This is a genomic window from Nonomuraea sp. NPDC003201 (assembly GCF_053590415.1).
Genome location: NZ_JBSFTC010000045.1, coordinates 37,051 through 53,461 on the forward strand (window position 1 = coordinate 37,051; position 16,411 = coordinate 53,461).

General features: G+C 71.8%; 19 protein-coding genes. 11 read left to right on the plus strand and 8 right to left on the minus strand.

The window, feature by feature from the left end:
- Window positions 1–96 precede the first annotated feature (96 nt).
- The 5 genes from ACWDX9_RS19060 to ACWDX9_RS19080 form a co-directional block, all read right to left on the minus strand.
- Entirely contained in the window at window positions 97–927 is an 831-nt protein-coding gene (locus ACWDX9_RS19060) for a metal-dependent hydrolase (protein ID WP_449955439.1), read from the minus strand.
- The gene (locus ACWDX9_RS19065; RefSeq protein ID WP_449955441.1) at window positions 924–2,153 is read right to left on the minus strand and encodes a CynX/NimT family MFS transporter; all 1,230 of its coding nucleotides are present in this window, start codon (window positions 2,151–2,153) and stop codon (window positions 924–926) included. The genes ACWDX9_RS19060 and ACWDX9_RS19065 overlap by 4 nt, the downstream gene beginning before the upstream one ends.
- Before the next feature lie 140 nt (window positions 2,154–2,293).
- Window positions 2,294–2,674 carry a hypothetical protein gene (locus ACWDX9_RS19070; protein ID WP_449955444.1) on the minus strand — a complete coding sequence of 127 codons (381 nt, stop codon included), beginning with the start codon at window positions 2,672–2,674 and terminating at the stop codon, window positions 2,294–2,296.
- The gene (locus ACWDX9_RS19075; protein ID WP_350740632.1) at window positions 2,671–3,033 is read right to left on the minus strand and encodes a hypothetical protein; all 363 of its coding nucleotides are present in this window, start codon (window positions 3,031–3,033) and stop codon (window positions 2,671–2,673) included. The genes ACWDX9_RS19070 and ACWDX9_RS19075 overlap by 4 nt, the downstream gene beginning before the upstream one ends.
- A gap of 66 nt (window positions 3,034–3,099) precedes the next feature.
- Window positions 3,100–3,789 carry a TetR/AcrR family transcriptional regulator gene (locus ACWDX9_RS19080; RefSeq protein ID WP_449955446.1) on the minus strand — a complete coding sequence of 230 codons (690 nt, stop codon included), beginning with the start codon at window positions 3,787–3,789 and terminating at the stop codon, window positions 3,100–3,102.
- A 43-nt stretch (window positions 3,790–3,832) separates the two neighbouring features.
- Between ACWDX9_RS19080 and ACWDX9_RS19085 the strand changes: the two genes are divergently transcribed.
- Together ACWDX9_RS19085 and ACWDX9_RS19090 are read left to right on the plus strand one after the other, a co-directional pair.
- Window positions 3,833–5,188: a DHA2 family efflux MFS transporter permease subunit gene (locus tag ACWDX9_RS19085; protein ID WP_449955449.1), complete on the plus strand. Its 1,356-nt coding sequence runs from the start codon at window positions 3,833–3,835 to the stop codon at window positions 5,186–5,188.
- Window positions 5,158–5,652 carry a DUF523 domain-containing protein gene (locus ACWDX9_RS19090; RefSeq protein WP_449955452.1) on the plus strand — a complete coding sequence of 165 codons (495 nt, stop codon included), beginning with the start codon at window positions 5,158–5,160 and terminating at the stop codon, window positions 5,650–5,652. The genes ACWDX9_RS19085 and ACWDX9_RS19090 overlap by 31 nt, the downstream gene beginning before the upstream one ends.
- Here the strand turns inward: ACWDX9_RS19090 and ACWDX9_RS19095 are convergent.
- Both ACWDX9_RS19095 and ACWDX9_RS19100 read right to left on the minus strand, forming a co-directional pair.
- Complete coding sequence (locus ACWDX9_RS19095; protein WP_449955455.1) at window positions 5,597–6,046, minus strand: hypothetical protein; 450 nt, start codon at window positions 6,044–6,046, stop codon at window positions 5,597–5,599. The genes ACWDX9_RS19090 and ACWDX9_RS19095 overlap by 56 nt on opposite strands.
- A 93-nt stretch (window positions 6,047–6,139) precedes the next feature.
- Window positions 6,140–6,619, minus strand: a complete 480-nt coding sequence (locus ACWDX9_RS19100) for a hypothetical protein (protein ID WP_449955458.1) — start codon at window positions 6,617–6,619, stop codon at window positions 6,140–6,142.
- A gap of 40 nt (window positions 6,620–6,659) precedes the next feature.
- On the opposite strand from ACWDX9_RS19100, the gene ACWDX9_RS19105 reads away from it, so the two are divergent.
- The 8 genes from ACWDX9_RS19105 to ACWDX9_RS19140 all read left to right on the plus strand — a co-directional run bounded on the left by ACWDX9_RS19105 (window position 6,660) and on the right by ACWDX9_RS19140 (window position 14,880).
- The gene (locus tag ACWDX9_RS19105; RefSeq protein WP_363966498.1) at window positions 6,660–7,337 is read left to right on the plus strand and encodes a response regulator transcription factor; all 678 of its coding nucleotides are present in this window, start codon (window positions 6,660–6,662) and stop codon (window positions 7,335–7,337) included.
- Window positions 7,338–7,400: 63 nt separating this feature from the next.
- On the plus strand, window positions 7,401–8,699 hold the full coding sequence (locus ACWDX9_RS19110; RefSeq protein ID WP_449955461.1) for a sensor histidine kinase: 1,299 nt from the start codon (window positions 7,401–7,403) through the stop codon (window positions 8,697–8,699).
- A 41-nt stretch (window positions 8,700–8,740) separates the two neighbouring features.
- Window positions 8,741–9,745 (plus strand): lytic polysaccharide monooxygenase auxiliary activity family 9 protein, encoded by a 1,005-nt coding sequence (locus tag ACWDX9_RS19115; protein ID WP_449955463.1) that lies wholly within the window; start codon window positions 8,741–8,743, stop codon window positions 9,743–9,745.
- 152 nt (window positions 9,746–9,897) lie between these two features.
- Entirely contained in the window at window positions 9,898–11,268 is a 1,371-nt protein-coding gene (locus ACWDX9_RS19120) for a Dyp-type peroxidase (protein WP_449955466.1), read from the plus strand.
- Between the two features lie 121 nt (window positions 11,269–11,389).
- Window positions 11,390–12,073 (plus strand): GAP family protein, encoded by a 684-nt coding sequence (locus ACWDX9_RS19125; RefSeq protein WP_449955469.1) that lies wholly within the window; start codon window positions 11,390–11,392, stop codon window positions 12,071–12,073.
- Window positions 12,074–12,113: 40 nt separating this feature from the next.
- Window positions 12,114–13,910: a Na+/H+ antiporter NhaA gene (gene nhaA, locus ACWDX9_RS19130; protein ID WP_449955472.1), complete on the plus strand. Its 1,797-nt coding sequence runs from the start codon at window positions 12,114–12,116 to the stop codon at window positions 13,908–13,910.
- Between the two features lie 77 nt (window positions 13,911–13,987).
- The gene (locus ACWDX9_RS19135; RefSeq protein WP_449955475.1) at window positions 13,988–14,389 is read left to right on the plus strand and encodes a hypothetical protein; all 402 of its coding nucleotides are present in this window, start codon (window positions 13,988–13,990) and stop codon (window positions 14,387–14,389) included.
- Window positions 14,390–14,646: 257 nt separating this feature from the next.
- Window positions 14,647–14,880 (plus strand): hypothetical protein, encoded by a 234-nt coding sequence (locus tag ACWDX9_RS19140; protein ID WP_449955478.1) that lies wholly within the window; start codon window positions 14,647–14,649, stop codon window positions 14,878–14,880.
- Here the strand turns inward: ACWDX9_RS19140 and ACWDX9_RS19145 are convergent.
- The gene (locus ACWDX9_RS19145) at window positions 14,877–15,329 is read right to left on the minus strand and encodes a hypothetical protein (protein ID WP_449955480.1); all 453 of its coding nucleotides are present in this window, start codon (window positions 15,327–15,329) and stop codon (window positions 14,877–14,879) included. The two genes, ACWDX9_RS19140 and ACWDX9_RS19145, sit on opposite strands and share 4 nt — an antisense overlap.
- 46 nt (window positions 15,330–15,375) lie before the next feature.
- Here ACWDX9_RS19145 and ACWDX9_RS19150 point away from each other — a divergent pair, with 46 nt between their 5' ends.
- Entirely contained in the window at window positions 15,376–16,353 is a 978-nt protein-coding gene (locus tag ACWDX9_RS19150; RefSeq protein ID WP_449955483.1) for a helix-turn-helix transcriptional regulator, read from the plus strand.
- The last annotated feature ends 58 nt before the right edge of the window (window positions 16,354–16,411 follow it).

Consider the following 16,411-nt stretch of genomic DNA (forward strand, 5'->3'; position numbering starts at 1 on the left):
AGCATGTGCTGACAAGCACCCGCTTGTCAACACTTGCTGACACAACGATCAGAGCCGCTCGGCCAGGACGACGAGGACGGGCAGCGCGGCGGCCGGCTAGCTCGGGGCGCCGCAGGTGGTGCGCATGGTCAGGGCGGCCTCTTCCAGCGAGAACGCGACCTCGACCCGTCCCAGCTCGGCCGTGCTCCCCACGTGGGTGCCGCCGCACGGGATGGACGCCTCGCCCTCCGGCAGCGAGCAGTGCCACGTGCGGCGGGCGGTCAGCCCCCGCCCCGGAATGTCCAGGCGGACCGGCGCGTCGGCGGCCACCCACGCGGCGAGCTGCTCGTTCGCGTGCTGGGCGACCTTCCCGAAGTCCAGGCCCTCGGCGGAGAACCCCTTCTTGCGCAACGACTTGCCCAGACGGTAGACGTCCACGCTGCCGTACGGCTCGATCCGCGACGAGGCGATCGCCGTCTGGTCGAAGTCGGGGTGCCCGAGCGGGTCGGAGGTGACTTCCTTGCGCCAGTGGCCGGCCAGGGCCGCGTTCACGGCGAGCGCGGCCAGGTGACAGGCGGTGTGACCCGCCGAGAGCGCCGCCCGGAATCCGGCGTCCACCTCGAGCTCGGCCTCCGCCCCGACGGGCAGCGGCGTCTCGGTGACGTGGACGACCAGCCATTCCCAGCCCTCCGTGCCGCGCCGTACCGGGATGGCGTCGCCGACGAAGACCTCGCCGGTGCTCGACTGGGCCCCTGTCACGCAGTCGATGACCGGCAGGCCTCCGATCGTGCCCCGGTCTGCGGGCTGGTCGGGCCAGGTGTGGTCAAGGGGGTGGAACGGCGTCTCGGCGACGACGAGACCGTGCCGGTCCCCCACCGGCACGGTCCCGACGATTTCGGAACGGCCGCTGGTCCGGCCGTCGGGAAAGGTGACGATGGTGGACTTCATCCGGTCATTCTCGCAGGGACCGCCTGCTCGTCCTCCAGGTAGCGGTTGCGGCCCGCGTACAGGCCGGTGAACAGCTGCACGACGAGCACCACGAAGATCAGCATGTACGGCAGCGTCCACCCGCCGGTCACGTCGCGCAGCACGCCGACCAGCAGCGGACCGGCGCCGGCGATGAGATATCCCGCGCTCTGCCCGAACGCCGACAGCGCGGCCGTGGCCTCCGCCGTACGGGTGCGCAGGGCCAGCATCATCAGCGCCAGCGGGAACGACCCCATGCCCACCGCCACGAGCGTGACCCAGAGCAGCGCCAGGTCGGTCGGCCCGGCCCACAGCCCCAGGAACCCGGCCGCGTAGAACGCGACGAGCCCGACCACGGCGGGACGCTGGTCGCGGAAGCGGGAGGCGACCATGGGGACGACGATCGAGACCGGGATGTTCAGCGCGGTGAACACGCCGAGGATCACCCCGGCCTCCGACGTGCTGAAGCCGCTGTCGGTGAGCATGGTGGCGAGCCAGCCGAACATCATGTACGCGATCATCGACTGGGTGCCGAAGTAGATCGCGATCATCCACGCCAGCTTGCTGCCGAGCAGGCGGCGGAGACCCGCGTCCCGGCTGCCCGCGTCCCGCTCCGGCTCACTGCGCAGGAGCGCGAGCCACGGAATGGCGGCGACGGCGGCCAGGGCCGCCCACACGCCGAGCGCGATGTGCCAGTCGCCCGACGCGCGCTCGATCGGCACGGTCGCGGCGGCGGCCAGCATGGTGCCGACCGCCAGGGCCGTGGTGTAGACGGTGGTCATGATCCCGGTGCGGGCCGGGAAGTGGCGCTTGATCAGCGTGGGGATGAGCACGTTGCCGACCGCGCCACCGGAGAGCGCCACGGCGCTGCTCAGCAGGAACACGGGGGCGGAGCCGACGAGCGACCTGACCAGCATGCCGACGCCCAGCGTGACGAGGGCCAGCAGGAGCAGGCGGTGCTCGCCGACGCGGCGGGCCAGGGTGGGCGTGATCGCACCCACGCTGGCGAAGGCGAGGACGGGGAGGGTGGTGAGCAGGCCGGTGCCGACGCTCGACATGCCCAGCGCGCCGGTCAACTGGTCGAGGAGGGGACCGACGCTGGTGACGGCGGTGCGGAGGTTGAGTGCGGCGAGGACGATCCCCAGGACGAGGAGCCAGGCGAGGGGTCCGGTGGTACGGCCTCGCGCCTCTTGGGTCAGCACGCTCATGTCGGGGGCGGTCCTCCACTCATCAAGTCATAGGACGAATCGCCATCTTAACAGGGCCGAAATATGCATTTATTCCTGGCTGTGTGGGTTGCGGGCAGCACGACGACCCAACGGACGGCGCACGGGGACGACCGGGGAAGTCAGCGCTTGTGGCGGAGCACCCAGTAGAGGCCCACCACCGGGAGCACGAGCGGGATGAACCCGTACCCCTTCCCGTACGCCGACCACACGGTCGCGTGGGGGAAGGCGGCCGCGTCGAGGAGGCTGAGCGTGCCGATGACCAGCACTCCGACCAGCTCGATCCCCAGCCCCACCAGCGCCAGGAGCCGTGCCCCGCGCCAGAGCGCGACGGTGAGGGCGATGTACACGGCGGCCGCGAAGGCCGACAGCGAGTACGCCAGCGGCGCCTGGTCGAACTTGGAGACGATCTGCACCGCCGCGCGAGCCCCGGCGGCCAGCGAGAACAGCCCGTAGACCGCGATCAGGGCACGTCCGGGCCCGGTGCTGATGGAGGCGGTCACGCGCCCCCCGCCCAGATCTGCAGCATCCGCCCCGTCATGACCGCGATCGCGAACCCCGCCACGACCAGGATCGCCGACCCCCACCTGCTCCGCTCCGCCAGCGCCAGGAACACGCCTGCGGGCGGGATCACCACCTGGCCTCCGACGTAGCCGAAGAGCGTGACCTTCTCGGCGGGCCCCTGCCCTCCGGCCACCGCCGCGATCACGAAGCCCGCCTGCACCAGCACGGCCACCTCGAGCACGGCGAACCCGACCAGCAGCACCATGCCCATCGGCCGGTTGCGGACGGCGACGATCAGGCTCGCCAGCATGAGCAGCAGCGAGACGACGATGACGATCGTGGAGATGACGGTGTTCATCGGGGCCAAGGCTATCCCCAGGGTGTCCCGGTCCCCATTTCGCGGCGGCCGGAAGCGAGGGCGGCGCTACCGCTGCGGGATGGCGCGTTCGATGCCGTCGAGGACCCAGTTGAGGCCGCGTTCGAAGTTGTCGTCCGCCCCGCGTACCCCTTGCTCGATCATCGGCGCGAGCCGCGGGAACTCCCCGCTCTCGACCAGCTCCTTGATGTACGGCTCCGCCACGGCCGTCCGCTCCGCCTCGTTGATCCCCTGGGACCGCGGCGCTCCGCGCTCCTGCGCCTCCCGCACCACGAACCCGGTCATGTAGTCGTTGAACACCGCCAGGAACCGCCACCGGGTCAGCCGGTCGAGCCCGAGCCCGTCGAAGGCGGCCAGCTTCTGCTCCACGTGCCGCAGCGCGTTGGGCCCCACGGCCACCCGCTGCGAGATCAGCTCCACCCGCCACGGATGCCGCAGCACCAGCTCGCGCTCCCGCCGCGCCATCAGCAGCAGCGCCTCGCGCCAGGAGGACGGCAGCGGCTCCTCTACGAGCACCTCGGCGCTGACCTCGTCGAGCATCAGCGCGAGCAGGTCCTCCTTGCGCTCGATGTACGAGTACAGCGTCATCGCCCGCGCCTCCAGCTCGGCGGCCACCCGCCGGATCGAGACCGCGGCCAGCCCTTCGGCGTCGGCGACGGCGATGGCGGCGGCCACGATCGCCTCCCGGGTCAGGACCGGGCGGCGGGGCGGCGTGGGGCGGGACCAGATCGAACTCACGCCCAGATCCTAGACACTGTACGAAAGTGCTACGGTGTACGACATGCGATACAGCGTACGAAGTTCACTCTGGACAACGGGCCTGGTCGTCCTCCTGGGCGTCGTCATGACGATGCTCGACACCACGATCGTCAACGTCGCGCTCGGCACCCTGGCCCGCGACTTCCACACCACGCTCGCCACCATGCAGTGGGCGGTCACCGGCTACCTGCTGGCCCTGTCGATGACGGTCCCGGTCACCGGCTGGGCCGTGGGCAGGTTCGGCGCCAGGAACGTCTGGCTGGTCTCGCTCGCGCTGTTCGTCGCGGGTTCCGCGCTCACCGCCGCCGCGTGGTCGGTCGGGAGCCTGGTCGCCTTCCGCGCGGTGCAGGGGCTGGGCGGGGGCCTGCTCCTGCCGGTCGGCCAGATGATGCTGGCCAGGGCGGCCGGCCAGGAGCGGATGGGCCGCGCGATGGCCATGATCTCGCTCCCGGCCATGCTGGTGCCGGTGCTCGGGCCGCCGCTGGGCGGGGTGATCGTGGAGGGTCTCGGCTGGCGGTGGCTGTTCCTGATCAACGTGCCGTTCTGCGCGGTGGCGCTGCTGGCGGCGTTCCTGCTGCTCCCCCGCGAGCCGGGCGCGACCCCGCAGCGGCTCGACGTGCCGGGCCTCGCGGTGCTCTCGCCCGGCCTGGCCGCGCTGGTCTACGGGCTGTCCGAGATCGGCGACGGGGCCTCCCCGTTCCACCCCGCGCTGTGGATCGGCGTGGCGCTGGTCGCCGCGTTCGCCGTGCGGGCGCTGCGGACGACGGGCACGCTGCTGGATCTGCGGTTGTTCGGGAACAGGCAGTTCGCCGCCGCGGTGGGCGCGCTCGTGTGCTACTCGGCCGCCATGTTCGGCTTCACGGTGCTCGTGCCCCTCTACAGCCAGCTCGCGCAGGGCGGGAGCGCGCTGGAGGCGGGCCTGCTGCTGGCCCCGATGGGGATCGGCGCGGCGATCACGATGCCGGTCGCGGGCAGGCTGACCGACAGCAAGGGGCCGCGCGGCGTCGGCGCGGCGGGCGTGGTCGTGGCGGTGGCGGGCATCGCGGGATTCGCGGCGTTCGGGGGTCTCGTGCCGATGTTCGTCCTGGGGCTCGGGCACGGGCTGGTGTCGACGTCGGTGATGGCGGCCGCGTTCAAGACGCTGGAGCCGGTCGCCATCCCGGCCGCGACCACGCTGAGCACGATCGCGGTGCGGCTCGCCTCCCCATTCGGGGTGGCGGTGCTGGCCGTGCTGTTGCAGGTGTTCACCAGGACGGGCGTGGAGCGGCCCTTCACGTACGCGTTCGGCGTCGCGATCGCGCTGGCGGCCGTCTCGCTGGTGCCGATCGCGCTCATAGGATCGAAGGCATGGAGAGGATCCTCGTCAGCGCCTGCCTGATGGGCCGCCGGGTCCGCTACGACGGTCGCGCCAAGACCAGCTCGGACGCCCGGCTCGCCGCGTGGCGCGAGGAGGGGCGGCTGGTGCCGCACTGCCCGGAGGTGTCGGGCGGGCTGCCGATCCCGCGTCCCGCCGCCGAGATCGAGGATGGCGCGGGCGGGGCGGCCGTCCTGTCCGGGGCCGCCCGCGTGCTGGCGAGCGACGGGTCCGACGTGACGGCCGAGTTCCTGGCGGGCGCGCGGTCGGCGCTGGCCGTGGCGCGCTCGTACGGCATCCGGCTGGCGGTGCTGAAGGAGGGCAGCCCGTCGTGCGGCGCGCTGTCGATCTACGACGGTACGTTCAGCGGCCGGCGCGGCCCCGGCCAGGGCGTCACGACGGCGCTGCTGGAGCAGCACGGCATCCGCGTGTTCACCGAGGACCAGGTCGACGAGGCCGCCGACTATCTGCGGACCCTGGAGCCGTAGCCCCGCTGCCCGTGGCCCCGCGCACTCTGGACATGTAGAAGGAGCCCGCCAGCCCGGTGGCGAGCAGGACCGCGATCACGCTGTGATACCAGCTCAGCAGCGTGCTCGCCGGGCCCGCCCCGAGCGCGAGCGCCAGGATCCCCATCAGCACCCCGCCGAGCGCGGCCGCGTGGCCGTAGATGAGCCCGTCCCAGGCCCAACGGCGCTTGGCCAGCACGCCGTACGCGCCGGCGAACGTGGCCCCGGCGCACAACGTCTCCACGATCGCGGCCGGCACGATCACGGGCTCGCGTACCGGGCCGAACGCGATCCCGGCGTGCAGCAGCCCGAACGAGAGGAAGATCAGCGCGTACAGCAGCGACAGCCAGCCCAGGGCCCTGCGAAGTGCGTCCATGTGATCACCCTCGCACCCGGGGTGGGCCGGCGAATCGTCCCCAGGGAGGCGGTGCGGATACCACGCCCGCCGTAGCCCGGCGGCCGCCGCCCGTCAGTACTCCCAGGTGTCGGTGCGCTGCTCGTGGCTGATGCAGAACACGCCCGTGCCGTGCTCGCCCTTGACCAGGTCCACCCTGATCCAGCCGGTGGCGCGGGCGACCTTGGCGGTGTAGCCGCTGACCGGGGTGGCCGACACCAGGCGGCAGCCCTCCGGGCCGAGCGTGAACGCCACCTCGCCGCCCTTCACCTTCACCACCTTCAGCGGCTTCCTCGGCGCGGGACTCTTCGTCGGGCTCTTCACCGGGCTCTCGACCGGCTTTCTCGGCGCACGGCTCGGGCTGGGGGTGGGGCTGGGGCTGGTGAGGGTCAGCGGGGCTTCGTCGGCCGCGATCGTCTGGGCGACGAACGGCTCCACGTCCACGTCGTCCACGAACTCGTCCCGCAGCACACCCCGTACGCCGAACCACGAGACCGACACGGCCACCGCGGTCGCCCCGCACCAGATCGCCGCGTATCGAAGGGCTCGACGCATGAGACGAATTATGTACGGTTTCGTCGGTACGGTTGGGCGCATGGCGACGGTTCTCGTAGTGGAAGACGATGAATTCGTCAGATCAGCGATCATCCACGAGCTCGGCCGGCGCGGGCATGCCGTCCGCAGCGCCGGGTGCGCGCTCGACGCGCTCAGGGAGATCTCGCAGCGCCCGCCGGACGCCGTCGTCCTCGACCTCGGCCTGCCCGACCTGGACGGGTCCGAGGCACTGCGCATGGTCCGCGGCGTCTCCGACGTGCCGGTCATCGTGGCCACGGCCCGCGACGAGGAGGCCGAGATCGTCCGGCTGTTACGGGCGGGCGCGGACGACTACCTGGTCAAACCGTTCTCCGGTGACCATCTCAGCGCCCGGCTGGACGCCGTGCTGCGCAGGGCCAGGTCCGCGCCCGCGCCCCAGCTGTTCCGCGTGGGCGGCCTGGAGGTGGACGTGGGCCGGCGCGAGGCCGCGCTCGACGGCGGTCCACTCTCCCTGACCAGGCGCGAGTTCGACCTGCTCGCCTACCTCGCCGCCCGGGCCGACCGCGTCGTCACCCGCCAGGAGCTGCTGGCCGAGGTCTGGCGGCAGTCGTACGGCGACGACCAGACGATCGACGTGCACCTGTCGTGGTTGCGGCGCAAGCTCGGCGAGAGCGCCTCCCAGCCGCGCTACCTGCACACCGTCCGGGGCGTCGGCGTGATGTTGTCGGCACCCCGATGAGAGCGCCCGATGAGAGCGCCCGGTGAAGGCGCCCGGTGAGAGCGGCCCGATGAGAGCATGCCGATGAGGCGCACCCTGGCGGTGCTGATGGTCGCGGTCACCTCGATGGTCGCGCTGGCCTTCCTCGTGCCGCTCGCGCTGATCGTCAAGGAGACCGCGCAGACCAGGGCGCTGGCCGGCGCCGAGCGGCAGGCGTCCGCGCTGGTCCCGGTGCTGGCGCTGACGACCAGGAGCGACGACCTCGGGCACGCCATGGCCCGCACCGAGGCAGGGCGGCGCGGCCTGCTGGCCGTCCACGTCAAGGGCGGCGCGACGCAGGGTACCTCCCGCGCGCCCGCCGCCGAGGTGGCCAGGGCCGCCCGCGAGACCAGGGCGAGCACCGTCGAACTGGACGGCGGATACGTGCTGCTGCGCCCGGTCGCGCTGGACGAGGACCGGGGCGCGGTGATCGAGGTGTTCGTCCCGGCCGCCGACCTCAACCGGGGCGTCTTCACGTCATGGGCGGTGCTGACCGGGGTGGCCGTGGCGCTGGTGCTCGGCTCGGTGCTGGTCGGCGACCGGCTCGGGGCGCGGGTCGTACGCTCGGCGCGCCGGCTCGGCACCGCCGCGACCGCGCTGGGAGCCGGTGACCTGAGCGAACGCGTCTACCCCGACGGGCCGCCCGAGCTCAAGGCGGCGGCGACCGCGTTCAACGCCATGGCGAACCGCGTCACCCAGCTCGTGGCCGCCGAGCGGGAGCTGGCCGCCGACCTCTCCCATCGGCTCCGCACCCCGCTCACCGCGCTCAAGCTCAGCCTGGACCAGCTCGGCCCGCGGGCGGAGCCCGGCAGGCAGGCGCTGGCCAGGCTGGAAGGCGAGGTGGACACGATCATCGCGGCGGCCCGGCGGCCGTCGCGGGCGGCCAGGTCGTGCGACGCGGCCGAGGTGCTGCGCGAGCGGCTGACGTTCTGGTCGGCGCTGGCGGAGGACCAGCGGCGCCCGTGGGAGCTGGTCGGGGCCACGCTTCCGGTACGGGTGCCCGTACCGGCCGGTGAGCTGACGGCGGTGGTGGACGCGCTGCTCGGGAACGTGTTCAGGCACACGGCGGAGGGCACGGCGTTCGGCGTCACCCTGCACGAGGGCCAGGACACCGTCGGCATCCTGATCGCCGACGCGGGGCCCGGCATCGCGGACCCGGACTCGGCGATGGAGCGGGGCAGCAGCGGCAGCGGGTCCACCGGGCTCGGGCTGGACATCGCGCGCCGGCTCGCCGAGTCGACGGGGGGCCGGCTGCGGCTGGACCGGTCGTCGATGGGCGGGGCCCAGGTGCAGGTGTGGCTGCGTACTGAAATAGCAGCTAAGCCAGCCCTAAAGGACACTTAAGCCCGAAGTTTCGCTCTTTCGGGTGCATCAAGGTGATCTACATGCAGATCACCCGCAAGGCGCTCGTCGCCACCACCCTGGCCGCCCCCACGCTGCTCGTGCTCGCCGTCGCCCCCGGCACGGCCTCCGCGCACGGCACCATGAGCAACCCGCCCAGCCGCACCATGGTCTGCTACAGCGAGGGCCCGGAGAACCCGAAGTCGGCCGCCTGCAAGCAGGCCGTGGCCATCGGCGGCACCCAGCCGCTCTACGACTGGAACGAGGTCAACATCGCCGACGCGGCGGGCCGGCACCGCCAGATCATCCCGGACGGGAAGCTGTGCAGCGCGGGGCGGGACAAATACCGCGGGTTCGACCAGGCGCGGGCGGACTGGCCCGCGACGACCCTGGCGAGCGGCGCGTCCCACACGTTCAGGTATCGGGCAACCGCGCCGCACAAGGGATCGTTCGAGCTCTACATCACCAAGGACGGCTACGACCCGGCCAGGCCGCTGAAGTGGTCGGACCTGGAGGCCAAGCCGTTCCAGACCGTGCAGAACCCGGTGGTGACGGACGGCTTCTACACGATGAACGCCAAGCTGCCCGCCCGGCAGGGACGGCACCTGATCTACGCGATCTGGCAGCGCAGCGACAGCCCCGAGGCGTTCTACTCCTGCTCGGACGTGGTCTTCGGGCAGGCCAACCCCGCCCCGGCCCCCACGCCCACCGGCACCCCCACCGCGACCCCCAAGCCCACCCCCACGGCCACAGCCTCCCCCACGGGCGCCCCCACGCAGCCGTCCGGGGACGTGCCGGCCGTCAACGCGGGCGTCGGCGTCGCCCCCGCCGCGGCCAAGGTCGGCCGGCAGGTGAGGGTGACGGCGGTCTGCGGCGGATCGACGGTGCGTGACGTGACCTCGAACGCCTTCGCCACCGTCCGGAACCGCCCCACCGCGCCCACGGCCACCTGGTCGTCGGCCCTGAAGGCGGTCAAGGCGGGCCGGTTCGGGGTGACGGTGCGCTGCGAGAACGGCGGCGTGGCGCGTACCGCTCTCACCGTCGGCTGATCGGGAAAGCAACCCGACCGTTTTGCCGGAAACCTTCTCGCGTTCCCAGGAGTCGTACAGGTGGGGCGCGTTGGAACACGGGGGATTTGGCGTTCCCCGTACCGCGCGTTAGGGGGCCCGATTTCACATCGAAACGGGGAAGGGACTCGGCAATGCCTGTCGACCTGAACAACGCACAACCTCTGGCCTGGGACTCGGCCACGCTCGACGCGGACACCAAGGCGATGCTCGACAATCTCCAGCCGAACATCCTGCGCGCCCACGTGCGCGAGCACCTGTCCGTGCTGTTCGTCCGGTTCAACGACGCGGCGGAAGGAAAGGCGTTCCTCCGGCACGTCGCGACCACCAAGATGAAGTCGGCCCGCCGGCACCTGCAGGAGGTGCACGACTTCAACGCGAAAGGCAGCCGCGGCACGCCGTACGTGGGCATCGGCATCAGCAAGGCCGGCTACCGGGACCTCGGCCACTCGGTCGAGGACGTGCGCAAGTTCGAGGACCGGGTGTTCCGCGACGGCATGAAGCGGCGCGTCGCCGAGGTCGCCGACCCGCCCGTGGAGACGTGGGAGCGCGCGTACCAGCGGGAGATCCACGCCGTCATCCTGATCGGCGACGCGGAGCCCGAGCCGGTGGCGGCGCTGCGCGAGGAGATCCTCGGCGAGCTGCCGGAGAGCGCGCGGCTGCTCGGTGAGGAGACCGGGCAGGGCATGCGCAACCCCGCCGGCGACGGCATCGAGCACTTCGGGTACGTGGACGGCCGCAGCCAGCCGCTGTTCGTGAAGGACGAGGTGGACAAGGAGCCGAAGAAGCACTGGAACCCGGCGTTCCCGCTGAGCAACGTGCTCGTGCCCGACCCCTTCGCGCCGAACCCCGTCCGCCACCACGGCAGCTACCTGGTGTTCAGGAAGCTGGAGCAGAACGTACGGGCGTTCAAGACGATCGAGCAGGAGCTGGCCGACGGCCTGGGCCTGGTCGGCGCCGACCGCGACCGGGCGGGCGCCATGATCGTCGGCCGGTTCAGGGACGGCACGCCCCTGACCAGCAGGCCCGAGGCGGGCGGCGGGCCGGTGAGCAACGACTTCACCTTCGACGGCGACGACGGCAGCAAGTGCCCGTTCAGCGGGCACATCAGGAAGACGAACCCGCGCTCGTTCGGGCGTGAGGTGCTCATGGCGCGGCGCGGCCAGACGTACGGGGAGCGGACCGACGAGCCGTGGGACGACTCGCCGCCGGAGACCCGGCCGAGCGGCGAGGTCGGGCTGCTGTTCATGGCGTTCAACGGCAGCCTTTTGAGCCAGTTCGAGTTCACGCAGCAGTCGTGGGCCGACAACCCCGACTTCGAGAACCCGGCCACCGGGCACGACCCGGTGATCGGGCAGGGCGATCGGGACATCAAGGTCGCGTTCCCGAAGGTCTGGGGCAAGCCGGAGCTGTCGGCGCCGCAGGCCCAGGTGGCCCAGACGGTCACGATGAAGGGCGGCGAGTACTTCTTCGCGCCGTCGCTGGCGTACCTGCGGAACCTGTAACCGGGAGAGGCCGGGCCCGTCCGCGGCCCGGCCTTCTCCGGCGCGATACGAAGAAGTATGTACGCCCGGTTCACCCCGCCGGAGGAGGAGCCGGCGCTCGCGAACCAGCACGATCGAGAGCATGACCATCGGACTGCTGCTCGCCCTCGCCGCCCTGGCCCTCGTCGACAGCACCAGCTTCGGCACCCTCGGCATTCCCGTCTACCTGCTGCTGGCCTCTAAACGGTCGCGCGGGTTGTTGATCTATCTGGCCACCATCACGGTCTTCTACTTCCTGGTGGGGGTCGCGCTCATGCTGGGGCTGTCCACGGTGATGGACCGCTTCGGCGACGTGCTGCGCAGCGGTCCCGCGTACTGGGTGCAGCTCGTGCTGGGCGTGGGGCTGTTCGCGCTGAGCTTCAGGCTCGACCCCAAGCGGCGCGCGAAGCGGGGCAAGCCCGAGCGCCGCTTCGAGCCCCGGGTCGGCGGGCCGCGCGTGATGGTGCTGCTGGGGCTGACCGCCGGGGTGCTGGAAGTGGCGACGATGGTGCCCTACCTCGCCGCGATCGGCATCATGACCACGGCGGGGCTGACCGTCGGGCAGTGGGTGCCGGTGCTGGGCGCGTACGTGCTCGTCATGATCCTGCCGCCGCTGGCGCTCATGGGGCTGCGCGCCGTGGCCGGAGCCTGGCTGGAGCCGAAGCTGGAGCGGCTGCGGGCCTGGATGAGCAAGCACGCGGCATCGGCCCTGAGCTGGGGCCTTGCCATCGTCGGGTTCCTGCTTGTCCGGGATGCGGCGTTTTATCTGTTCTTCCGGACACCGTAGGATCGGATGCCTCCGCTGGATCTTCGGGGGGAGATCTGTGATGTTGCGGGCGTTCCTGCGGACCGAGGCAGGCAGCACGGCCGTGCTGCTGGTGGCCACGGTGCTTGCCCTACTCTGGGCGAATTCGCCATGGGGTGACACCTACGAGGCGTTCTGGCACACCCCCATGGGCATCTCCTTCGGGGACGCCGACTTCTCGCTGGACCTGCGGCACTGGGTCAACGACGGGCTGATGTCCGTCTTCTTCTTCCTCATCGGCCTCGAGGTCTCGTACGAGGTGCGGCTCGGGCAGCTCAGGGACCGGCGGCTCATCGCCGTGCCCGCCGTCGCGGCCCTGGGCGGGATGCTGGTGCCGGCCGGCGTCTACCTCCTGCTCAACTTCGGCGGGCCGGGCGCGGGCGGGTGGGGCGTGCCCATCGCCACCGACACGGCGTTCGTGCTGGGCGTGCTCGCCGTCGTGGGGGCCCGGTGCCCGGATCCGCTGCGGGCGTTCCTGCTGACGCTGGCCATTGTGGACGACGTGCTGGCGATCATGATCATCGCGATCTTCTACACGGCCAGCCTCTCCATCCCCGCGCTCATCACCGCCGTCCTGCTCCTCGCGGCCATCGTGACCCTGCGGTGGCTGAGGATCTGGCGGGCGCCGGCCTACGTCGTGCTGGGGTTCGCGCTCTGGGTGGCCACCCTTGAGAGCGGGATCCACCCGACGCTGGTCGGCATCGCGCTGGGCCTGCTGGTCTTCGTCTACGCGCCCACGGACCAGAAGCTGCTGCTGGCCGGCGAGGCCGTGCAGGAGTTCACCAGCGAGCCGAGCGCGCGGGCCGCCAGGGAGGCCACGCGGCGGGTCCAGCGGGCCGTCTCCGTCAACGAGCGGCTGCAACTGCGCCTGCACCCGTGGAGCAGCTACGTGATCGTGCCGATCTTCGCCCTGGCCAACGCCGGGGTGCGGCTCGACGGCGAGACCCTGCGGGCCGCCCTCACCTCGCCCGTCTCCATCGGGGTGGCGCTGGGGCTGGTGGTCGGGAAGTTCGTCGGGATCTCCCTCGGCACGTGGCTCCCGCTGCGGTTCGGCTGGGGGATCCTGCCCGGCAACCTGGTGTGGGGGCAGTTGCTGGGCGGGGCAGCCGTGTCCGGGATCGGGTTCACGGTGGCGCTGTTCATCGTGGACCTGGCCTTCGACGGGTCACCCATCCACGCCCAGGCGAAGATCGGCATCCTGGCCGGGTCGCTGCTGTCCGCCCTGCTGGGGTGGGTGATCTTCCGGTTGGCGTGGGATCGGGGCGGGGTGTGCGCGCCGCCCGAGGCCGAGCCGCCCGAGGAGCTGCCCGATCGGCTCACGGTGCCGGTCGGGCCGGCGGACCACGTGCGCGGGCCCGAGGACGCCAAGATCACGATCGTCGAGTACGGGGACTTCGAGTGCCCGTACTGCGGGCGACTGCACCCGGTCCTGGAGGAGATCCTCCGGAAAAATCCTGACGTACGGATGGCTTTCCGGCATTACCCGATCCGCACGCTGCACCCCCGGGCCGCGTCGGCCGCGATCGTCTCCGAGGCCGCGGCCGACCAGGGCAGGTTCTGGGAGATGCACGACATCCTCTACGACAACCAGCGCTTCCTCACCGACGCCGACCTCGAGCACTACGCCGCCGAGCTGGGCATCGACCCCTGGTCCGACGTGCCGGGCCACGCCGCGCGGATCGCCCTGCACGAGGAGTCCGGCCGCGACAGCGGCGTGCGCGGCACCCCCACGCTCTTCCTGAACGGCGTGCGCCACCAGGGTGGCCTGGACGAGGGGTCGATCAGCAGAGCATTGGACGATCTACGCGAATCCCCGTAGCGTCGTCGCATCCGGCTTGTCCTCGAACGGAGTTCCCTGTGATATCAACGATCGCCGGTATCCTCACCTTTGCCGTGATGGGCATCCTGTTGCTCCTCGGCGTCGTCATGACCGCGATGGCCCGGCGCGAGCACGGCTCGGCCGCGATGATCGGCATGGCGGGCTGCATCCTGCTTCTGCTGGGACTGCTGTTCAACATCTTCCGCTCGTACGTGCTGTTCCCGCAGATGACCTCATCGACGGACATTCAGACGACCGTGGCCGTCACCAGCCTGGTCTCCCTGCTCTTCGACGCGGGCGGCACCGCCCTGCTGATCTGGGCCGTGGTGGCCCGGCGCAAGCCGACCCAGCCCGCCCAGCCGCCGCAGGGCCCCGGCTGGCCGCAGCAACCCCCCTATCCGCAGCAGCCGTACCAGCAGCAGCCCGGCTGGCAGAACCCGCCGCAGCCGCCCTACGGCCAGGGCCAGGGCCAGAGCTGACGAACCCGCGGGACGGGTCCCCCGGCGAGGTGTGACAATGGGAGGGCACGCCCCCACTCTCCGCAGCGGCTCCTGAGGAGATCATGACTCGAGAGCAACCTGACCCGCAGGGACAGGATCCCCACCAGACGATCAGGCACAGCCGACCCTTCCCGACACAGCCCAACCCGACACAGCCCACCCGGCAGGGACCTCCCGGACAGGTCCCGCCGCCGCGGCACGGGCACCCGCCCCCGCAGGGCCCTCCGACCGTGCGCGTGCCGCCACCCCCGGCTCCGCCGACCGTGCGCGTGCCCCGGCCCGGACGGCCGCAGGATCCGCCCTCCACGCAGCGGCTCCCCTACACGCCGGACATGCTGCCCGACGTGTCCCACTACGAGACCAAGCCGCCTCGATCGGCCTGGTGGTGGGCGATCGTGGCCGGGTCGCTGGTGCTGCTGATCGCGGCCGTCGCGGTGGCGGCGGTCCTGTGGGCCCGCTCCGGCGCCTAGGCCCGGCTGAAGTCCATCGTCCAGTTCGTCTCCCAGGTCAGGCCGTCGTCCGCCGAGTACGCCTGCTCCCAGCGGGCCGCGTCCGGGCCGAGCACCGTCCAGATGAACCGGCACCGCACCTGCCTGCCCTCATACGTCTCCTCCCCGTAGAACTCGCCCCGGTCCCCCTCGAACTCGCCCACCATGGGCGAGCTGTCGAGCGTGCCCCTCGTGCTGCTGGCCCAGTAGATGGCCCACTGCCGCGACTCGGGGTTGTACACGCGCACCGTCAGCCCGCTGGACCCCTTGGTCGGGAACGTGATCTCGTCGAAGCTGGCCGCCCCGTCGAAGTGCCGGGTGGCGACCGAACGGCCGGGGAACTCGTCCCATTCGTCGCTGCCGGCGAGCGACTTCACGAGCCGGCGGTTGTCGACGTTCCAGTGGCCGGCGAGAAAGTCGAAATCGTTCATGCGGGCGACGGTAGGCGGTGGTCACTGACAGGTAGTGTCAGTGAATGTGCGTGCTTCCCGCCTGGTCTCGATCCTCCTGCTCCTGCAGACGCGCGGGCGGATGACGGCGCAGGCTCTGGCCGAGCGGCTGGAGGTCTCGGTACGCACCATCTACCGCGACGTCGAGTCCCTCCACTCCGCCGGCATCCCCCTGTACGGCGACGCGGGCCCGAAGGGCGGCTACCAGCTGCTCGACGGCTACCGCACCCGGCTCACCGGGCTGACGACCGACGAGGCCGAGTCGCTGTTCCTGGCCGGCCTGCCGGGTCCGGCGGCGGAGCTGGGGCTGGGCGCGGTGGTCACGGCCGCGCAGCTCAAGCTCATGGCCGCGCTGCCGGTCGAGCTCCGCGACCGCGCCGGGCGCATCCAGGAGCGCTTCCACCTCGACGCGCCCACCTGGTACCGCGACCAGGAGCCGGTGACCTACCTGTCCGCCGTGGCCGACGCCGTCTGGAACAAGCGCCGCATCCAGGTCAGATACCGCCGCTGGAAGGCGCCCCAGGAGGTGGAGCGGCGGCTGGACCCGTACGGGCTGGTCGTCAAGGCCGGGCGGTGGTATCTCGTCGCGCGGACGGGCGAGGACGTGCGCACCTACCGCGTCTCGCAGATCCTCGACCTGCACCCGCTCCCCGAGGGCTTCACCAGGCCGGACGGCTTCGACTTGGCGGCTTACTGGCAGGGGTACCTGGCCGAGTTCGAGGCCCGGCTGCGGCGGGGCGAGGCGGTGCTCCGGCTGTCGCCGCGCGGCGTCGAACGCGTGCCGGACCTCATGACCCCCGGCGTGGTGGCGGCGGCCAGGGAGAGCGCGCAGCCGCCCGACGAGGAGGGCTGGACGCGGGTCACGGTGCCGATCGAGTCGATCGAGCACGCGCTCGCCGAGTTCCTGCGGCTGGGCACGGACGCCGAGGTGCTCGCCCCCGCCGAACTGCGCGACCGCATGGCCACCACCGCCGCCGAGCTCGCCGCCCGCTACCGCCCCGCCTGAGCCGCCGCCCCACCTGAGCCGTCGCTCCCCGCCGCCTGAGCCGCCGCCCCACCTGAGC

Coding starts and splice junctions, on each gene's coding strand:
- ACWDX9_RS19060 (WP_449955439.1), bottom strand. CDS start 927: ATGAAGTCCACCATCGTCACCTTTCCCGACGGCCGGACCAGCGGCCGT.
- ACWDX9_RS19065 (WP_449955441.1), bottom strand. CDS start 2,153: ATGAGCGTGCTGACCCAAGAGGCGCGAGGCCGTACCACCGGACCCCTC.
- ACWDX9_RS19075 (WP_350740632.1), bottom strand. CDS start 3,033: ATGAACACCGTCATCTCCACGATCGTCATCGTCGTCTCGCTGCTGCTC.
- ACWDX9_RS19085 (WP_449955449.1), top strand. CDS start 3,833: ATGCGATACAGCGTACGAAGTTCACTCTGGACAACGGGCCTGGTCGTC.
- ACWDX9_RS19090 (WP_449955452.1), top strand. CDS start 5,158: ATGGAGAGGATCCTCGTCAGCGCCTGCCTGATGGGCCGCCGGGTCCGC.
- ACWDX9_RS19095 (WP_449955455.1), bottom strand. CDS start 6,046: ATGGACGCACTTCGCAGGGCCCTGGGCTGGCTGTCGCTGCTGTACGCG.
- ACWDX9_RS19100 (WP_449955458.1), bottom strand. CDS start 6,619: ATGCGTCGAGCCCTTCGATACGCGGCGATCTGGTGCGGGGCGACCGCG.
- ACWDX9_RS19105 (WP_363966498.1), top strand. CDS start 6,660: ATGGCGACGGTTCTCGTAGTGGAAGACGATGAATTCGTCAGATCAGCG.
- ACWDX9_RS19110 (WP_449955461.1), top strand. CDS start 7,401: ATGAGGCGCACCCTGGCGGTGCTGATGGTCGCGGTCACCTCGATGGTC.
- ACWDX9_RS19115 (WP_449955463.1), top strand. CDS start 8,741: ATGCAGATCACCCGCAAGGCGCTCGTCGCCACCACCCTGGCCGCCCCC.
- ACWDX9_RS19120 (WP_449955466.1), top strand. CDS start 9,898: ATGCCTGTCGACCTGAACAACGCACAACCTCTGGCCTGGGACTCGGCC.
- ACWDX9_RS19125 (WP_449955469.1), top strand. CDS start 11,390: ATGACCATCGGACTGCTGCTCGCCCTCGCCGCCCTGGCCCTCGTCGAC.
- nhaA (WP_449955472.1), top strand. CDS start 12,114: ATGTTGCGGGCGTTCCTGCGGACCGAGGCAGGCAGCACGGCCGTGCTG.
- ACWDX9_RS19135 (WP_449955475.1), top strand. CDS start 13,988: ATGGGCATCCTGTTGCTCCTCGGCGTCGTCATGACCGCGATGGCCCGG.
- ACWDX9_RS19145 (WP_449955480.1), bottom strand. CDS start 15,329: ATGAACGATTTCGACTTTCTCGCCGGCCACTGGAACGTCGACAACCGC.